This is a genomic window from Yersinia alsatica (assembly GCF_902170305.1).
In the GTDB taxonomy this organism is placed as follows: domain Bacteria; phylum Pseudomonadota; class Gammaproteobacteria; order Enterobacterales; family Enterobacteriaceae; genus Yersinia; species Yersinia alsatica.
This window is the reverse complement of record NZ_CABHWW010000014.1, coordinates 156,953-174,782: the sequence shown is the minus strand read 5'-3', so window position 1 is coordinate 174,782 and position 17,830 is coordinate 156,953. Positions and strand designations below refer to the sequence as shown.

Below are 17,830 nucleotides of genomic sequence, written 5' to 3'. Positions count from 1 at the left end.
ATTGTATGATTTATTCAAATCTGTTAGATTGATCACAATATTTTAGCGGAGTAATCATGATGAAATTAGCCGTTTACAGTACTAAACAGTATGACCGCAAATACCTCGAATTGGTCAACAAAGATTTTGGCTTTGAATTAGAGTTTTTCGATTTTCTGTTAAGCCCAAAAACAGCAAAAATGGCTGTGGGTTGTGATGCTGTCTGCATTTTCGTCAATGATGATGGCTGCCGCGCGACATTAGAAGAGCTGAAAGATGCCGGTGTTAAAATTTTGGCATTGCGCTGTGCTGGCTTCAATAACGTGGATTTGGATGCAGCGAAAGAGCTAGGTATTCAAGTGGTTCGCGTTCCGGCCTATTCTCCAGAAGCGGTGGCGGAACATACTGTCGGTATGATGATGAGCCTTAACCGTCGCATTCACCGTGCCTATCAACGTACCCGTGATGCCAACTTCTCGCTTGAAGGTTTGATTGGCTTCAACATGCATAACCGCACGGCGGGGATTATCGGTACCGGTAAAATTGGTGTGGCAACCATGCGAATCTTGAAAGGTTTCGGTATGCGTCTGCTGGCCTTTGACCCGTATCCAAGTGAGCAAGCACTGGAGCTGGGTGCTGAATATGTTGATCTTAAAACCTTATATGCTGAATCTGATGTTATCTCGCTGCATTGCCCGATGACACCGGAAAATCATCATTTGCTCAATAAACAAGCGTTTGATCAAATGAAGAATGGCGTGATGATCATCAATACCAGCCGTGGCGGTTTGATTGATTCGACGGCGGCGATTGAAGCGCTGAAACAGCAAAAAATTGGCTCCCTCGGCATGGATGTCTATGAAAACGAACGTGACTTGTTCTTTGAAGACAAATCCAACGATGTCATTCAGGATGACGTTTTCCGCCGTCTGTCTTCTTGCCACAACGTATTATTTACCGGGCATCAGGCGTTCCTGACCGAAGAAGCGCTGACCAGTATTTCTGCAACAACCATGCAGAATATTGCTCAATTGGTAAAGGGTGAACATTGCCCGAATATCATTTCGGCCTGAGATTAAAAGAGCAGCACGGTAATACCTAATAATCTGGAGTTGCAGGTGGGCAGCAAGTGAATCAGCCGCCTGCAACTTCAAGGCCGAAAGCGATTAACGTGCCGGACACGCACCGCGCATTAATGCCCACTCTTCGCAACGTTTGCCGTCAGGTAACTGGCACATCCCCACACTGCCACCATTAAGTTGTTTAGCAACCGTCAAGACGCCCCCGGCATTGGCACAATTCACTGCCGCTGGATTCGACATATTAAGATTATGGTGAACATTGGCACTGGTGGCTTGTTGTACCGGTTCATAGGCATCATTATTATTTATGGCGGTATCCGTGGGGTCATTGCTGCTGCAAGCGGCTAAAAAAAGCACAGCGCCACCCACTAACCAAGATAATACTTTCATTCTTTTGCTCCGGCATGAGAAGTATATAGCGTTATATTTGGTTTATATAATATCTGTTATAATTAAAACACAACATAAATAAGCAAAAATGCACTAATTTAATTTAGCGCAGATCACCGTCAGCCGCCGAATTATCACGTTACTTTAGTGCTCGAGTTAAATAAAAATAATCAAAGCAATATTAATCAGAGTGTAAATCAAACACCTACAGTCTGAACGAAATACAATGGGAATAATTATGATCACTGATTTACTGCTACGAATTGCCTTGGCAGGTGCATTAGGCGGGCTAATTGGTATTGAGCGTCAATTACGTTCCAAAGAAGCGGGATTGCGCACCCATATTTTAGTGGGGATCGGCAGTGCCATGTTTATGATTGTGTCGAAATATGGCTTTGAGGATTTACTGACATTAGATCACGTCAGTTTTGACCCAAGCCGTGTCGCGGCACAGGTCGTCAGCGGTATGGGGTTCCTTGGTGCCGGGACCATTATGATTCAAAAACAGATGGTTAAAGGGCTGACAACCGCCGCTGGGATGTGGGTGACAGCAGCCATTGGTCTGGTGATTGGTAGTGGCTTATACCAGATTGGTATTTATGGCACCCTGATGACACTGGTGGTGCTGGAGATCTTCCGTCAATTAAGCAATCGCCTGCTGGGTCAGCATCATTATGTCTATATCAAACTGTTACCGCAGAGCGTACCCCGCCTTTTGGTCGCCCTGGAGCAATTGCGTCTACGCCCGATTAACCTGTCGGTGACCCAAAAACCCGAACAGAGTGATGCGTGCTGCGAATTGACGATGGAAGTGACATTGTCACCAAGGAAAAGCCTGGACAAGGTGTATGCCACATTATTGGCCATTGAGGGCATACAGCAGTTAGATATTAAATAGCGGGATTGGCCACTGTCAGCCAGACTGGTTTGAAGGTAATAATAATGTGCCAACTTTCCGCGTTATCTTTTGATGGTGATAACGCGGAAAGCGGATGCGTACTCCCCGCATCCACTACCGATGATTAATGCATCGGTGTCTTGGACAGTAAGTTAATCACCAATACGCCAGCAATAATCAACGTCATACCGGCGATTGCGGCCCAATCCAGTTTCTGCTGATACATAAATGTGGCGGCAACTGAGACTAAAACAATGCCTAACCCTGACCAGATGGCGTAAGCAATCCCCAATGGCATGGTTTTTACTACCTGCGATAACCCCCAAAAGGCAACCCCATAACCAATAACCACCACCACTGAAGGCACCAAACGAGTAAAGCCATCCGAGGCTTTTAGCATGGTTGTTGCCACCACTTCAGCCACAATTGCCATCATTAAATACATGAAACCATTCATTATCACTCTCACCTTTCAGTATTGAGGCGACATTATGCCCACTCATCGTTAAATGTTCATTAAATCTATTTGTACTTCACAATTATTTCACAAACCAACTTAAACCCAGCGCAATATTTGCTCGCCAAAGATTGCAAACAAAATCTAATTACAGTTATAAATAGTTTTCTAATTGTAATAATTATTATCTGATAGTCACGATATAGCCTATCCCCAGCGAATTCCTTATTCCAGCATAAACATCGCCACACAAATGCGATAACTGGCAAAAATACTCTCTGCTAGAATTTCTCTATTAGTTCAAATAGCCAAATAGACCCAATAAATTTCAATATGCAGAAAGGCTGATTCGCTGCATGACAAGCAATGTGAAGGTATAAATTAATGATTACGACTGACGGTAACAGTGCAGTAGCTTCTGTGGCCTATCGTGCCAGTGAAGTTATCGCTATCTACCCCATTACGCCAAGCTCTACCATGGCTGAACAAGCAGATGCCTGGTCTGGTGACGGTAAAGTCAATATTTGGGGCGATGTTCCCCGCGTGGTTGAAATGCAGTCGGAAGGCGGAGCCATCGCCACCGTGCATGGTGCCTTGCAAACTGGGGCGCTATCAACCTCATTTACCTCTTCGCAGGGCTTATTGTTGATGATCCCCACGCTGTATAAATTGGCGGGCGAACTGACACCTTTTGTCCTCCATGTGGCGGCTCGAACCATTGCCACTCACGCACTGTCTATATTTGGCGACCACTCCGATGTGATGGCTGTACGCCAGACCGGTTGTGCCCTGTTATGTGCCAGCAGTGTGCAGGAAGCGCAAGATTTCGCCCTGATTTCACAGGTGGCGACCCTCAATAGCCGCATTCCATTTATTCATTTCTTTGATGGTTTTCGCACCTCACATGAAATTAATAAAATCGTGCCGCTTAGCGACGATACATTGCGTCAGTTACTGCCGCAAAAAGGGATTGATGACCATCGTAGCCGTGCTTTGTCGCCAGATCATCCGGTGGTGCGCGGCACCTCAGCCAACCCTGATACCTATTTCCAGTCTCGTGAAGCGACAAATCCTTGGTACAACAATACCTATCAGCATGTTGCTGATGCCATGCAAGCATTTGCCGCCGCCACCGGGCGTGAATATAAACCATTTGAATACTATGGCCACCCACAAGCTGAGCGCGTCATTATCTTAATGGGATCAGCGATTGGCACCTGCGAAGAGGTTATTGACACTTTGCTGACTCGTGGTGAGAAAGTCGGTGTGCTGAAAGTACGGTTATTCCGCCCCTTCTCCGCAGAACATTTATTGCGTGTTTTGCCGCCATCGGTGAGTAAAATTGCAGTATTGGATCGCACCAAAGAGCCCGGCGCATTGGCGGAACCCCTCTATCTGGATGTGATGACTGCATTGGCCGAAGCCTATAGCCGTGGCGAGCGAGCAACCTTACCGAAAGTGATTGGTGGCCGCTATGGTTTGTCTTCTAAAGAATTTGGCCCGGATTGCGTACTGGCGGTATTCAACGAATTGTCATTAGACTTGCCGCGCCCGCGCTTTACCGTGGGTATTTTTGATGATGTCACCGGTCTTTCATTGCCGCTAACGGATGAAAAAATCGAGCAGCGCGCCACCCTCGAGGCCTTGTTCTACGGCCTTGGCAGTGACGGTTCGGTTTCCGCGACCAAAAATAACATTAAGACTATCGGTAACAGTACCGCGCTGTATGCGCAGGGTTACTTTGTTTATGACTCCAAAAAGGCCGGTGGTTTGACGGTCTCACACTTGCGCGTCAGTGAAACACCGATTAATTCAGCCTATCTGGTCAGCCAGGCCGATTTTGTCGGCTGCCATCAATTACAGTTTATTGATACTTACCAAATGGCCGAGCGGCTAAAACCCGGCGGTATCTTCCTGATTAATACCCCTTTCAGCGCCGACGAAATGTGGCAACGTTTGCCCCAAGAAGTCCAAGCCGTATTGCACCAGCGTAATGCCCGTCTGTTTGTCATTAATGCCGCGAAAATTGCGCGCGAGTGCAAGCTAGGCGCTCGCATCAATACCGTCATGCAGATGGCGTTCTTTCATCTGACACAAATATTGCCCACGGCAATGGCGCTGGAGCAATTACGGGCAGCGATTGACCGCAGTTACAGCAATAAAGGGCCAGAAATTGTCACCCGCAACTGGCAAGCACTGGATGCTACCCTTGATGCGTTGGTGGAGATCCCGCTGCAACCGATTGATGAAAACAGCCCGATGCGCCCGCCGATCGTCTCCGACCAGGCACCGGACTTTGTTAAAACCGTGACCGCAACCATGCTGGCGGGTTTAGGGGATGCATTACCCGTCTCCGCCTTCCCACCGGATGGCACTTGGCCGGTGGGCACAACTCAGTGGGAAAAACGCAATATTGCTGAAGACATTCCTATCTGGCAGCCTGACCTCTGTACCCAATGCAACCATTGTGTTGCCGCCTGCCCTCATTCAGCCATTCGCGCCAAAGTGGTGCCACCACAAGCCATGGCTGGCGCGCCCGATAGTTTGCAGTCGCTGGATGTAAAAGCACGCGATATGCGCGGGCAGAAATATGTTTTGCAAGTAGCACCAGAGGACTGCACCGGCTGTAACCTGTGTTATGAGGTCTGCCCGGCGAAAGATCGCCAAAAACCAGAAATTAGAGCCATTAATATGAGGCCGCGGCTGGAACATCTGGTGGCAGAAAAAGCCCACTATGATTTCTTCCTCAAATTGCCGGAAATCGATAAAACTCAGATGGAACGGATTGATATTCGCACCTCTCAGCTGATATCACCGCTGTTTGAATACTCTGGCGCTTGTTCTGGTTGTGGTGAAACGCCATATATTAAATTGTTGACCCAGTTGTATGGCGACCGTCTGTTAATTGCGAATGCCACCGGTTGCTCGTCAATCTATGGTGGCAACCTGCCAACCACGCCTTACACCACCAATGCAGAGGGGCGTGGCCCGGCTTGGGCAAACTCACTGTTCGAGGATAACGCCGAGTTCGGTTTGGGCTTCCGCCTAACTGTCGATCAACATCGCCAGCGTGTTATTCGTTTAATCACTCAACTGGCGCCGCAACTGCCGTCAGAACTGGTCAGCCAACTGCTTGAGCAACAGGCAACACCTGAAGTTCGCCGTGAGCAAGTCACGCAACTGCGCCAGATTTTGCGGGAAATCCCGGGCAATGATGCTCAGCAATTAGCTACTGATGCCGACTATTTGGTGGATAAATCTATTTGGCTGATTGGTGGTGATGGCTGGGCCTATGACATCGGCTTTGGAGGCCTTGACCATGTCCTCAGCTTGACCGAAAACGTCAATGTGCTGGTGCTGGATACCCAGTGTTACTCCAACACCGGTGGGCAGCAATCCAAAGCAACACCTTTAGGTGCGGTAACCAAATTTGGCGAACACGGTAAACGTAAGGCACGCAAAGATTTAGGTGTCAGCATGATGATGTATGGCCATGTCTATGTAGCGCAGATTTCATTAGGTGCCCAGCTCAATCAGACGGTGAAAGCCATTCAAGAGGCTGAAGCTTATCCAGGCCCGTCCCTGATCATTGCTTACAGTCCGTGTGAAGAGCACGGTTATGATCTTGCCTATAGCCATGATCAAATGAAGCAATTAACCGCCACTGGCTTCTGGCCACTGTATCGCTTCGATCCGCGTCGCGCCGATGAAGGTAAAGTGGCGCTAGCGCTGGACTCCCGCCCACCCAACAGCGACCTGACCACCACACTGTTGAATGAGCAGCGCTTCCGCCGGCTCAATACCCAAGAGCCAGAAGTGGCGGCGCAACTGTACGCCGCAGCGGAAAAAGACCTGAAAAAACGCTATGACTTCTTAAGTTTGTTGGCAGGTAAGGCGGATAAAGCGCCAACAGAGTAATAGATTCGTGCGTGATCCTCACAAGCCAGTCGGTTTTTACTGACTGGCTTTTTATATTGTGACTATTTTTATTCCTCTTCATTTTAAAGTTGAAATTTCGCCGTGTTAAATAAAATGCTAACTTAGCATCAGTTAAAAATTTAACGTATTATTTTTATATGCATATCAAACTGATGACACTACTTAATATTATTTAAAATACCCTTTCAATGATAAGGAATACTTTATGCAGACCTGGATGTCTCATCTTAGCGATTCAATGTTATTAAGCCAAATATCCATACCTGGGACGCATGATTCGGCATCATTTAATATAAATGTTTCTGGTGCTGGTTTTACTCAAACTCAGTCATGGAACATTAAAGAGCAGCTTGATAACGGCGTGAGGTTTTTGGATGCCAGATGCCGTCTTATTGAGGATGTATTCACTATGCATCATGGGGCGGTCTTTCTAAAACAACAATTTGGCGACATGCTTAAAACCTGTGTTGATTTTTTAATTCGCCACCCTACTGAGTTCATTATTTTATCGGTTAAACAAGAGCATACAACAGAAAATAGCATTGCACAGTTTCATGAAGTCATGCAGAAACGCTATGTTAAACAATATAGTAATCTATTTTATTTACAGAATAAAATACCTAGGCTTAACGAAGTCAGAGGGAAAATAGTTCTGCTACGGCGTTATTCTGGTGGCGACATTGGCATTAACGCGAATCCGTGGAAAGACGACACCACCTTTAAAATTAAAAATAACGGTTTCAATATCCATGTCCAAGATCATTATGCTGGCTATAACGCATTAAATATAAATTTTAAAAGGAAATTTGTAGCCGCTTTACTCTCAGAAGCAAAAAATAAACGTCCTCAGGATTTGTTTATTAATTTTATCAGTGTGTCAGGGTTATTAATGCCGTATACCGGCGCTGCCGGTCATCATTTAATTGATGGCATGAACGTCTGGCTGTGCAAGCAATACCGCGAGAAACAAACAATGGGCATTATTGTTGCTGACTTTGTCGATGTTGACGATGGGGACATTATTAAAACAGTCATAAATTCAAATATTTTTGTATAAGCGACTCTTCAGCCCTTCGCTAAAAAAGACTGACTCATAAATTAAAATACTAATATATACGCTTATTGAATGATAAACTTGTGCCATAGCGACAGTGCACCATTATGCCCCAACTGGATATGAGTCAAGAATAAATGCAAGAGAAACAAGTGGTTAATCAAAAAGAACAATACAATTTGAATAAATTGCACAAGCGCCTGCGCCGCAATGTCGGTCAGGCGATTGCTGATTTTAATATGATTGAAGAAGGTGACCGCGTGATGGTTTGCCTCTCTGGTGGTAAAGACAGCTATACCATGCTGGATATTTTGCAGAGTCTGCAAAAAAGTGCCCCAATTAATTTCACTCTGATTGCGGTCAATTTGGACCAGAAGCAGCCGGGGTTCCCTGAAGATATCCTGCCAGCTTACCTGGACAAGCAAGGTGTGGAATATAAGATTGTTGAAGAGAACACCTACGGGATCGTCAAAGAGATTATTCCGGAAGGGAAAACCACCTGCTCACTGTGTTCGCGCCTGCGTCGTGGCATTTTATACCGCACCGCCAGTGAACTGGGGGCAACCAAGATAGCCCTTGGTCATCACCGCGATGATATTTTGCAGACCCTGTTCCTGAACATGTTCTATGGTGGAAAATTAAAAGGCATGCCGCCCAAGCTGATGAGCGATGATGGCAAGCATGTGGTCATTCGCCCACTGGCCTACTGTCGTGAAAAAGATATTGAACGTTTCGCTGTTGCCAGAGAGTATCCGATTATTCCTTGTAACTTATGCGGCTCGCAACCTAACCTGCAACGTCAGGTAATCAAAGACATGCTGCGTGACTGGGATAAGCAGTATCCCGGGCGCATTGAAACCATGTTTAGCGCCATGCAAAATGTGGTACCGTCGCACTTAAATGACCATAAGCTGTTTGATTTTAAAAGCATTACTCATAATAGCGAAGTGGTGGATGGCGGTGATTTGGCTTTTGATCGCGAAGAATTACCCCTACAACCTGTTGGTTGGCAGCCCGAAGATGATGAAGAGAGTGAAAAACAGCCTCTGATTCGTCTTGATGTGCTAGAAATCAAATAAAGCGCGGATAGCTATCGCCTCGTTCCCTCCATGGTTCAGAGGCGAGTTCTCTTGTTTGTTTTAACTGCTGTTTTGCCCAAAAAAAGCATAAAAAAATGCCGATGTTGAGACAACATCGGCATCGTAACAATTATGTGCTATGCAGTAATTCAAAATAAAAGTATTACAAATATGGAGCGCAACGCCCATCGCTTGACGTTGCATTCACCTGCAAAGTGATAATGCCTGAGTCATAACCGCTGAATCTTGATATGGCTCAATTTTGCAGTGATTAACCCCCGCTATGGCATACTCTTTTACTCACCTGTCTAGCACCCATTAGAGCCATTTACTGCGCTTTAACCACCAGGCAACAACCACTACCAAAACCACTAACATCATGCAGAATGTGGCGAAACCAAAAGAGTAGGTATTGCCGGGAATGCCGCCAAGGTTGACGCCAAATAGCCCAGTCAAAAAGGTAGTCGGCAAAAATACCATGGCCAATAGTGACATGGTATAGGTTCGCCGGTTCATAGCATCCGCCATTAACGAGCTAATTTCGTCGGACAACACTGCCGTGCGCGCAATGCTAGAGTCTAAATCCTCTAAACCACGCCCTAAACGCTCAGAAATTTCCTGCATCCGGCGGCGATCATCATCACTCATCCACGGCAAGCGCTCACTGGCCAGCCGGGAGAAAACATCACGCTGAGGTGCCATATAGCGGCGCAACACAATCAACTGCTTACGGAGCAGCGCCATCTGCCCGCGCTGCGGAATTTTTTGTTCCAGCAAATCATCTTCAAGATCGATAATTTTGTCATGCAGATCCTCGATAAACTCACTGGTATGGTCCGTCAGACCATCAACAATTTCCACCAGCCAATTGCCACTGTCTATCGGGCCAGTGCCACTTTGTAAGTCATTGAGTACATCATCGATGGAGTAAACTTTGCGGTGCCGGGTCGAGACGATTAACTTGTCTGTCATATAAACCCGGATAGTGACTAACTGATCTGGACGGGCATCATTATTAAAATTAATACCTCGCAGAGTTATCATGGTGCCATCGCCCAAGCGAGTGACCTTAGGGCGGACACTCTCGCCAGCCAGCCCATCACGAACTACCTCTGGCAATAATGGGGTATTTTGCAGCCAAGCGGCACTTTCCGGGTAGGTGTAATCCAGATGCAACCAGCAAGGTTGCTGCGCAGTGGCGACAGCATCAGTGCTGATGGATGTCACTCCCCCTTTACCATCGAGCTGATAGGCATAAACTGCATCCGAGACTTGCAGTGCTTTCCCTTCGACTACATCCACGACAACATCCTCTATTTCGGCATTTATCATGCAATTAGCTCAGTGTAGCGCTAGCAACCTGATCTTTAAAGCCGATGTCGCGGATAGCCGCTATCCCGAGTAAAATAGCGACTATTCGGCAAGAATTATCATCGATAACAGCTGAGCCTAATATATTCATCAAGATACGTGGCATGAAAATATTGCCATTAAACCGATATAGTTAAGGATACATAAGGATAAAGTCAGCAGGCGCCGCTCAGGCTTTGAGGTACAATTTTCACTAGTTACCACGTTGTATATTCAAGGAATATTGATTATGGAAATCAGCTTCATTACGTTAATGAAAGCATTAATTGGTGGCGCGGGAGCAGGGTTTGCACTAACTGGGGGCTTATCATTTTTAGTCCCTGCATTAACGGTTACGGCTTCCCTTGCATTCACATTTGCAGCAATTGGAGGCGTACTCATAGCTGGTGCCTATCTGAGCAAAGTTTTGGTGAACTAAATTGGAGCTACTCACCCCCCACTGGTACTCACCACAGACAACCGATGAGTTGACCAAGTTTTACTGTATTATCTGTATCTCTTACATGCTAATACATATTATTTGGGATTGTATTTCAAAAAAGACGCCACCATTTGCATTAGAAAATCTGCAATACAAACTTAACGAGTTATATTCATCATCAACTTTTGCGACCAGTTCATTCTTTTTTGTGATGATTATTGATATAAAGAATCCATTAAGATCTTCAGATGCTTTTATTTTTCCATTAATCGTGGCGTCATTGACTGGGTTTATGATTTCCATCTCAGCTATTGTACCTAAGCGGCATAACATAAAATAACCTTATATTCTTTACATCCTTAATTAACTATTGAATATAAAAAGCCACCGGTTAATACCAGCGGCTTATTTATTACGCTAAAATTAATGTTTGATGATGTACATAGTGTGACTATATGCCACATCTTCAGGGTTAGTGATAGGATAGCCTTTTACCCATGGCTTAATTAAGCGCCCATTAGTGAATTGATATATTGGTGCTATCGGCACTTGCTCTGCAATAATTTGTTCGGCTTTATTATAGTCATCACTTAATGCTTTAGGGTTAGTCTGTTTACCCGCTTCACTCAATAAGCGGTCATAATCTGCACTGTTAAATTTGGCAATATTACCGCTGTGAGTAGATGTCAGCAGTGATAGAAATGTCGATGGCTCATTGTAATCCCCCACCCATGATGCACGAACCACATCAAAATTCCCGGTATTACGGCTATCAATGTATGTCTTCCATTCCTGGTTAATCATATTGACATCCACGCCCAAGATTTTCTTCCACATGGAGGCAATAGCAATAGCCAATTTCTGATTATTATCAGAGGTATTATACAACAGTGATAATTTTAGTGGTTTATCAGGGCCATAGCCTGCAGCATGTAATAGTGCTTTAGCTTGGGCATTTAATTCTTCCTGATCTTGCTGCTGCAACAAGTTCGCCACAGGGTGATAGCCCGCAGTAACGTCAGGCGTAAAGTGATAGGCTGGTTTCTCTCCGGTGCCTAATACTTTTTCCGCAATAATTTTACGATCTATGGCATAAGATAGCGCTTTGCGCACTCGCACATCATTTGTTGGCGCACGCTGCGTATTGAATGCGTAATAATAAGTCCCTAATTGATCGGGTGTATAAACCTGCCCCGGAATATCTTTTAATAATTTTTGATATAAATTTTTCGGGAAGGATTCTGTAATATCAATGTCACCCGCTTGATAACGTTTAGTGGCATTGGCTTCCTGATTAATGGGAATAAACGTCACTTTAGTCAGCACAGTATGAGCATGGTCCCAATAATGATCATTGGGGACTAACACTAACTTTTCATTCACTACCCTATCTTGTAATTTAAATGCACCATTTCCAACCAGATTACCCACTTTAGTCCAGTCATTACCATATTTTTCAATTACAGCAGAGGGGACTGGGAATAAACTGAAGTTTGCCGTCAGGCTTGGGAAATAAGGCACCGGCTTGCTGAGTTTAACTTTAAGCGTATATTTATCAACCGCGCTGACCCCAAGAGTCTCCGGTGGCATTTTCCCCGCAATAATCTGTTGCGCATTTTCCATTCCTGCCAGTTCTGCAAACCAGGCAAAAGGAGATAAACTTTTAGGGTCCACCAAACGACGCCAACTATAAACAAAATCTTGCGCCGTTACCGGTTCGCCATTGGACCATTTCGCATCTTTGCGTAAGGTAAATATATACGTTTGGTTATCTGCTGTTTGCCACTTTGCTGCCACGCCCGGAATTATTTGGCCATGCGCATCTTGATTAACCAACCCTTCGAACAAATCTCTGGCAACCTGAGCCTCTATTAGCCCGACCGCTTTCATCGGATCGAGGGAAGCTGGCTCATCTTTAATATGACGAACAATTTCTTGTTTTTCAGCCAGTACGGTGCCTGCAGGGACATCAGCAGCATTGGCTGCGCCCAGCGCTGTGCCAACTAATGCGGCACACAATGCATAACGGAAATAGCGCATAATTGATAACCTTTTCGTTGTTCCATTTCAGCGAAAGTGCAAAAGTCTAATAAGCATAAACTAGCAGATTAAACATCATAATAACGGCCGTCGAATACTCGATTTAGTGGCCATCTAATGCAGCCACAACCCAGCGCTACAATCACCAGCCAAATTTAACTTTCATCTTTTTTGAATCATTACCCAGTTTATTACCAAATATCTTATCTTATTGATTCAAAGTAATAATGTTAGATGCTATGTTGAATGTAATATAAATATATGCGAAATAACAGAGATTATCATGAGCCAACTTCGCCCCCGCACAGCACGGGGAAATCTGGTTACGCCAGGGCAACACTACGGCACATCCCTACTGGGAGCACCACTGCTTTATTTCCCTGCACTTAATCCATCAGTTGATACCGGCTTGATTATTGCTGGCACTCATGGTGATGAAAGTGCGGCAATTGTGGCCCTCTCCTGTGCATTGCGCAGCATCTCGCCACTACAGCAGCGCCATCACGTAGTCTTGGCGGTGAATCCTGACGGCTGCCAACTGGGGCTACGTGCCAATGCCAATGGCGTTGATCTTAATCGTAATTTCCCAGCTAAAAATTGGCAGGCCGGAGATACCGTCTATCGCTGGAATAGCGTAGCTGATGCACGCGACGTGGTGTTATCGACCGGGGAATACGCCGGTTCAGAACCGGAAACTCAAGCTTTGTGCACATTAATTGACCAACTCTCCCCCAGTTGGGTTGTCTCATTTCATGAGCCGCTGGCCTGTATCGAAGATCCCGACAGTTCAGAGCTGGGAGCATGGCTCGCCGACAATTTCGAATTGCCACTGGTCACCAGTGTTGGCTACGCCACGCCGGGTTCATTTGGCAGTTGGTGTGCTGAGCGCAACTTACCTTGTATTACCGCGGAGTTGCCACCAATTTCAGCCGATGCAGCCAGTGAATGTTATCTGGCCGCATTGATTGATTTACTGACACTGACGGATTAAACCAATAAATCGATAGCCCCCGTAGAGAAGTGCAAGCCGTCATCGACATCGCGTTCCAACCAGGTTGGGCCGTCCAGATCGACAAAACGAGCGGCGGGTGCCAGAGGTAATGCGGCACGGATCGCCCGTGACGTACACAACATGCAACCGAGCATAATGGCAAATCCCATCGATTTTGCCTGCTCGGCTAATAGCAACGCCTCAGTTAACCCGCCACTTTTATCCAGTTTGATGTTAACCATGTCGTAGCGACCAACCAGACCGGCTAAGTCAACCCGTGTATGACAGCTTTCATCGGCACAAATAGGCAGTGGATGGATAAAATTCTCCAATGATTCGTCCTTACCTGCGGGCAGTGGTTGCTCTAACATTGCCACGCCTAAATCTGCTAATAACTGGCAACGAGCCGCTAAGCCCTCTGGCTGCCAAGCTTCATTGGCATCGACGATTAAGGTCACTTCAGGGGCGGCACTGCGAATAGCGACTAAACGTTCAGCAATAAGATGGTCATCCAGCTTGATTTTTAATAGTTTAGCGCCAAGACGTGTTAATGCACTGGCACTGTATGCCATGGCTTCCGGCGTACCAATGCTGACAGTCTGGGCCATGGAAATTGCAGGGATCGCAGGGATATGGGCCCGCTGCCATAAACTTTGCTGATTCTGTAAGCACTCCAGTTGCCATAACGCGCAATCTACCGCATTCCTTGCCGCCCCGGCTGGCAAGAGCTGCTGCAGCTCCTCGCGTGAAATACCATATTCTATCGCACTTACCACCAGCGCCAACTGAGCCATCACCGAAGATTCACTTTCACCATAATGCGGATATGGCGTACATTCACCCAATGCACGGATACCCTCTTCCTCAATCTCGACCACCACAACTTTGGCTTCAGTACGGCTTCCGCGTGAAATAACAAACGCGGAGTGAAGAGGCCAGGCCTCAGGATAACAACGCATGGTTCTCATAAGGGTTCCTCGGCAGAATTCAGGCTTTGGCGTCAAGTGCGAGGACTTAACGTCAGTAAAATCTCAATTATTTGGCAAATTTCTCATATCCAAGCTGCCATTGTTACCTTAAACTGAACTTCGTGTTACACATCTGTAAAATGGAGCAAATAATGACACAGACAGTACATTTCCAAGGCAATCCAGTGACCGTTACCGGTCAACTGCCACAACCGGGCGATAAAGCTAAAGACTTTACTTTGGTAGCGAAAGATTTATCTGATGTTGCATTGAGCAGCTTCGTTGGCAAACGTAAAGTCCTGAACATCTTCCCAAGTATCGATACCGGTGTTTGTGCCGCATCTGTACGCAAATTCAACCAACTGGCTGGCGAACTTGAGAACACCGTCGTTCTTTGTATCTCCTCTGACCTGCCATTTGCTCAATCACGTTTTTGCGGTGCTGAAGGCCTGAGCAACGTTGTTACGCTGTCAACTTTACGTGGCGCAGAGTTCAAACAAGCTTACGGTGTAGCCATTACTGAAGGCCCATTGGCGGGTTTGACTGCACGCGCTGTCGTGGTTCTGGATGGTCAGGACAACGTGATCTACAGTGAGTTGGTTAACGAAATCACTACCGAACCAAACTATGATGCTGCTCTGGCGGCACTGAAGTAACCATCACGCCTTTGGTTTCATTAAAACTAAAGTCATGATGCAAACGGCTGACCCATTAGGTTCAGCCGTTTTTTTATCGCCACCGACACTATTGTCTTTTTACTGAACGTTATGTGGCTTTAGCTATATCGCTAGTAAGCCAGCAACTTACTCTTCTTCACTTTCATCACTAGTAACTCGCTTACTGCTCAAGCCATATTCACGTAGCTTATTCGCAATGGCGGTGTGAGAAACCCCCAACCGTTTGGCCAGCTTACGTGTACTAGGATAATTGCGATAAAGGCGAGTCAAAACAGAGCGTTCGAAACGTTTGCTGATGTCATCAAGTGAGCCATCGAGAACTTCATCCCCAAGCGCAGCTTCAACTTCGAACTCCGGTAAAATGATATCTTGCGGCCGTAACTCAGACCCTTCCAACTGAGTCAGGGCGCGGTAGATAGCATTTTTCAACTGCCGCACATTGCCAGGCCAGCCATAATTCGTCAGGAAGCTACTCAGTTCAGGGGCCAATTTAGGCCGCGGCACGCCTTGTTCGTCGGAAAAACGCGCCACAAACATCGCCGTCAGCGGCATGATGTCGGCCTGACGCTCACGCAATGGCGGCAAAGTGATGGTCAATACATTGAGGCGATAATATAAATCCTCACGGAATTCACCACGCTGTACCAACTCCACTAAATTCTTTTGTGTCGCGCAAATAACCCGCACATCGACATGCACCTCGTGCTCCTCCCCAACCCGGCGGAAAGTCCCGTCATTAAGGAAGCGCAACAATTTGATTTGCATGCGAGGCGACATTTCGCCGATTTCATCCAGCAGCACCGAGCCGCCATTAGCCTGCTCAAAGAAGCCCTTTTTGCCCTCAATGGCATTAGGATAAGCTCCCGCGGCATAGCCAAATAGCTCGCTTTCTACCACATCATCTGGCATCGACGCACAGTTTAAGCCGAGGAATGGCATTTTCCCGCGCGGGCTGCGCAGATGGCAGGCGCGCGCTAATAAGTCTTTGCCGGTGCCGGTATCACCCACGAGCAGTAAAGGTGCATCCAGCATGGCCAATTTACGTGCTTGTTCAAGTACCTGGCGCATCTTCGTGCTGGTCGCAACAATCTGTTTAAATTCAGTATCGTCATTAACCGATAAAATTTGCAGCTGTTTGCCCATGCGCGCGGTGGATTTTAACATCACCACGGCCCCCACGGTCTGGCTCTGCTGATTTTCATCTTCAAGCTGAATCGGGGTGATTTCCATCAGGTAATCCTGATTATTGATCAACACCCGTTCAGTATGAGGCGCGGTTTCGCCCTCTTCAAACCAGCGGGCAAAGTTATACCCACCCAGCAAACCACCGGCCGTTTTATGGCGGATTTTCTCTTCATTAAGGGAAAATAACTCGCGAGCGGCAGGGTTGGCTAACTCAAGATTACCTTTCAAATCGATAGAAAATACAGGCTCGGGCATGGACTCAAGCAATGCCCGCAGCGAACGGTGTTCGCGCTCTGACGGCATGAAAGAGACGGTTCGGACATCAGTGACACCTTCAATGCGCCGAATATCCATCATTAAGGCGCTAAATACACTGAAGTCCAGTTGGGAGAAGTTCAGGTAAATGCGGCCAATCGGATCAATTTCGATCCCCCGTAAATCAATGCTGCGTAAAACCAAGAGATCAAGTAACTCTCTGGTGAGACCGAGTCGGTCTTCGCAAAAAACTTCCAAGCGCATCAGTATCGACCTTATATATGGCAGGTGCGGAATATCTGCCATGATAATACCCTGTCCCCCTGTGCTGATGAAGCAGTCTGTCAGCAAAAGTTGACAGGAATCGGCTTTTTATTGTTTTTTTTGCTCGATAAAGCACAGAAAGGAAATATCATCAGCGCCTATAGCCGAACTATATAGCGACATATTAGTTTTTATTCTAATAATTCAGAATAATATAATGCTTAATCGCGTCAAGCTCTTCGTCAAGCGCGAGTGACACTTTGCTTTGTATCGGCCAACTGGCTATAGTAGAGGTAGCCAATTGACCGAGGAGGTTACATGAGAGCATATCACCCAGCCCCAGCGACCAAAACAGGCGCGCTATGGCGTGAGATTGGCTTGCCCGCCAGCCGCGGTCCTGTATTGGTAGATAGCATCAAAATGGGTTTTTCTGTTGATGTTATCGACAGTATTCATCTATGGGCATCAATACCTAAAGCCGAAATATTACGTGCAACCGGGATTCCCAGCCGCAGCCTCACCCGCCGACGCACTCATGATGGTCGTTTTACCCCCGAAGAGAGTGAGCGAATTGCGCGTTTTGTCCGCGTAATGGATGCAGCCGTTGATTTGTTCGGTGGTGATAAAAACCGCGCCATCACCTGGATGTCTACCCCGATCAAAGGCTTGGGTCAGCGCAGCCCTGATTCTTTGCTGGAAACAGAAACCGGTGCACTGGAAGTTTGTGATTTAATTGGCCGGCTAGAGCACGGCGTATTTTCATAGTAGCAAGGACCGAGC

Annotated in this window: 16 protein-coding genes; 9 read left to right on the top strand and 7 right to left on the bottom strand. The window is 46.6% G+C overall.

Annotation, left to right across the window (positions count from 1 at the left end; all coding sequences use genetic code 11):
* Positions 1–59 precede the first annotated feature (59 nt).
* The gene (locus FTA96_RS10325) at positions 60–1,052 is read left to right on the top strand and encodes a 2-hydroxyacid dehydrogenase (protein ID WP_050107196.1); all 993 of its coding nucleotides are present in this window, start codon (positions 60–62) and stop codon (positions 1,050–1,052) included.
* Between the two features lie 93 nt (positions 1,053–1,145).
* Here FTA96_RS10325 and FTA96_RS10320 read toward each other — a convergent pair whose 3' ends face one another.
* Entirely contained in the window at positions 1,146–1,451 is a 306-nt protein-coding gene (locus FTA96_RS10320) for a putative hemolysin (RefSeq protein ID WP_050121302.1), read from the bottom strand.
* A 238-nt stretch (positions 1,452–1,689) separates the two neighbouring features.
* Between FTA96_RS10320 and FTA96_RS10315 the strand changes: the two genes are divergently transcribed.
* Positions 1,690–2,349: an MgtC/SapB family protein gene (locus FTA96_RS10315; protein ID WP_050107106.1), complete on the top strand. Its 660-nt coding sequence runs from the start codon at positions 1,690–1,692 to the stop codon at positions 2,347–2,349.
* 124 nt (positions 2,350–2,473) lie between these two features.
* On the opposite strand, the gene FTA96_RS10310 is transcribed toward FTA96_RS10315, so the two are convergent.
* On the bottom strand, positions 2,474–2,806 hold the full coding sequence (locus FTA96_RS10310; RefSeq protein ID WP_050107107.1) for a DMT family transporter: 333 nt from the start codon (positions 2,804–2,806) through the stop codon (positions 2,474–2,476).
* A 384-nt stretch (positions 2,807–3,190) separates the two neighbouring features.
* On the opposite strand from FTA96_RS10310, the gene nifJ reads away from it, so the two are divergent.
* The 3 genes from nifJ to ttcA all read left to right on the top strand — a co-directional run bounded on the left by nifJ (position 3,191) and on the right by ttcA (position 8,878).
* On the top strand, positions 3,191–6,724 hold the full coding sequence (gene nifJ / locus FTA96_RS10305) for a pyruvate:ferredoxin (flavodoxin) oxidoreductase (RefSeq protein ID WP_145573744.1): 3,534 nt from the start codon (positions 3,191–3,193) through the stop codon (positions 6,722–6,724).
* 226 nt (positions 6,725–6,950) lie between these two features.
* Entirely contained in the window at positions 6,951–7,802 is an 852-nt protein-coding gene (locus FTA96_RS10300; RefSeq protein WP_235897473.1) for a phosphatidylinositol-specific phospholipase C, read from the top strand.
* Positions 7,803–7,936: 134 nt separating this feature from the next.
* The gene (gene ttcA / locus FTA96_RS10295) at positions 7,937–8,878 is read left to right on the top strand and encodes a tRNA 2-thiocytidine(32) synthetase TtcA (RefSeq protein WP_050107109.1); all 942 of its coding nucleotides are present in this window, start codon (positions 7,937–7,939) and stop codon (positions 8,876–8,878) included.
* A 318-nt stretch (positions 8,879–9,196) separates the two neighbouring features.
* Here the strand turns inward: ttcA and zntB are convergent, their stop codons facing one another.
* Both zntB and FTA96_RS23265 read right to left on the bottom strand, forming a co-directional pair.
* Positions 9,197–10,180, bottom strand: coding sequence for a zinc transporter ZntB (gene zntB / locus FTA96_RS10290; RefSeq protein WP_050107197.1), 984 nt, complete (start codon positions 10,178–10,180; stop codon positions 9,197–9,199).
* Between the two features lie 34 nt (positions 10,181–10,214).
* Positions 10,215–10,355: a hypothetical protein gene (locus tag FTA96_RS23265; protein WP_155413425.1), complete on the bottom strand. Its 141-nt coding sequence runs from the start codon at positions 10,353–10,355 to the stop codon at positions 10,215–10,217.
* Positions 10,356–10,478: 123 nt separating this feature from the next.
* On the opposite strand from FTA96_RS23265, the gene FTA96_RS10285 reads away from it, so the two are divergent.
* Complete coding sequence (locus tag FTA96_RS10285; protein ID WP_004706656.1) at positions 10,479–10,667, top strand: hypothetical protein; 189 nt, start codon at positions 10,479–10,481, stop codon at positions 10,665–10,667.
* 426 nt (positions 10,668–11,093) lie between these two features.
* On the opposite strand, the gene FTA96_RS10275 is transcribed toward FTA96_RS10285, so the two are convergent.
* Positions 11,094–12,710 (bottom strand): peptide ABC transporter substrate-binding protein, encoded by a 1,617-nt coding sequence (locus FTA96_RS10275; protein ID WP_145573742.1) that lies wholly within the window; start codon positions 12,708–12,710, stop codon positions 11,094–11,096.
* 283 nt (positions 12,711–12,993) lie between these two features.
* Between FTA96_RS10275 and mpaA the strand changes: the two genes are divergently transcribed.
* Positions 12,994–13,701, top strand: coding sequence for a murein tripeptide amidase MpaA (gene mpaA, locus FTA96_RS10270; protein WP_050121294.1), 708 nt, complete (start codon positions 12,994–12,996; stop codon positions 13,699–13,701).
* Here mpaA and ycjG read toward each other — a convergent pair.
* Positions 13,698–14,669, bottom strand: a complete 972-nt coding sequence (gene ycjG / locus FTA96_RS10265) for an L-Ala-D/L-Glu epimerase (protein WP_145573740.1) — start codon at positions 14,667–14,669, stop codon at positions 13,698–13,700. The genes mpaA and ycjG overlap by 4 nt on opposite strands.
* A gap of 152 nt (positions 14,670–14,821) precedes the next feature.
* Between ycjG and tpx the strand changes: the two genes are divergently transcribed.
* Positions 14,822–15,325: a thiol peroxidase gene (tpx, locus tag FTA96_RS10260; RefSeq protein ID WP_050134508.1), complete on the top strand. Its 504-nt coding sequence runs from the start codon at positions 14,822–14,824 to the stop codon at positions 15,323–15,325.
* Positions 15,326–15,472: 147 nt separating this feature from the next.
* Here tpx and tyrR read toward each other — a convergent pair whose 3' ends face one another.
* Positions 15,473–17,050 carry a transcriptional regulator TyrR gene (gene tyrR / locus FTA96_RS10255; protein ID WP_050107113.1) on the bottom strand — a complete coding sequence of 526 codons (1,578 nt, stop codon included), beginning with the start codon at positions 17,048–17,050 and terminating at the stop codon, positions 15,473–15,475.
* 318 nt (positions 17,051–17,368) lie between these two features.
* On the opposite strand from tyrR, the gene xre reads away from it, so the two are divergent.
* Positions 17,369–17,815 carry a type II toxin-antitoxin system antitoxin Xre gene (gene xre, locus FTA96_RS10250; RefSeq protein WP_050107114.1) on the top strand — a complete coding sequence of 149 codons (447 nt, stop codon included), beginning with the start codon at positions 17,369–17,371 and terminating at the stop codon, positions 17,813–17,815.
* Positions 17,816–17,830 lie beyond the last annotated feature (15 nt).

Excerpts from the sequence above, each read along its gene's own strand:
- tyrR (WP_050107113.1), bottom strand. The coding sequence starts at position 17,050 with ATGCGCTTGGAAGTTTTTTGCGAAGACCGACTCGGTCTCACCAGAGAG.
- FTA96_RS10300 (WP_235897473.1), top strand. The coding sequence starts at position 6,951 with ATGCAGACCTGGATGTCTCATCTTAGCGATTCAATGTTATTAAGCCAA.
- FTA96_RS10310 (WP_050107107.1), bottom strand. The coding sequence starts at position 2,806 with ATGAATGGTTTCATGTATTTAATGATGGCAATTGTGGCTGAAGTGGTG.
- FTA96_RS10285 (WP_004706656.1), top strand. The coding sequence starts at position 10,479 with ATGGAAATCAGCTTCATTACGTTAATGAAAGCATTAATTGGTGGCGCG.
- FTA96_RS10275 (WP_145573742.1), bottom strand. The coding sequence starts at position 12,710 with ATGCGCTATTTCCGTTATGCATTGTGTGCCGCATTAGTTGGCACAGCG.
- FTA96_RS10320 (WP_050121302.1), bottom strand. The coding sequence starts at position 1,451 with ATGAAAGTATTATCTTGGTTAGTGGGTGGCGCTGTGCTTTTTTTAGCC.
- ttcA (WP_050107109.1), top strand. The coding sequence starts at position 7,937 with ATGCAAGAGAAACAAGTGGTTAATCAAAAAGAACAATACAATTTGAAT.
- FTA96_RS23265 (WP_155413425.1), bottom strand. The coding sequence starts at position 10,355 with ATGCCACGTATCTTGATGAATATATTAGGCTCAGCTGTTATCGATGAT.
- FTA96_RS10315 (WP_050107106.1), top strand. The coding sequence starts at position 1,690 with ATGATCACTGATTTACTGCTACGAATTGCCTTGGCAGGTGCATTAGGC.
- tpx (WP_050134508.1), top strand. The coding sequence starts at position 14,822 with ATGACACAGACAGTACATTTCCAAGGCAATCCAGTGACCGTTACCGGT.
- ycjG (WP_145573740.1), bottom strand. The coding sequence starts at position 14,669 with ATGAGAACCATGCGTTGTTATCCTGAGGCCTGGCCTCTTCACTCCGCG.
- FTA96_RS10325 (WP_050107196.1), top strand. The coding sequence starts at position 60 with ATGAAATTAGCCGTTTACAGTACTAAACAGTATGACCGCAAATACCTC.
- nifJ (WP_145573744.1), top strand. The coding sequence starts at position 3,191 with ATGATTACGACTGACGGTAACAGTGCAGTAGCTTCTGTGGCCTATCGT.
- mpaA (WP_050121294.1), top strand. The coding sequence starts at position 12,994 with ATGAGCCAACTTCGCCCCCGCACAGCACGGGGAAATCTGGTTACGCCA.
- xre (WP_050107114.1), top strand. The coding sequence starts at position 17,369 with ATGAGAGCATATCACCCAGCCCCAGCGACCAAAACAGGCGCGCTATGG.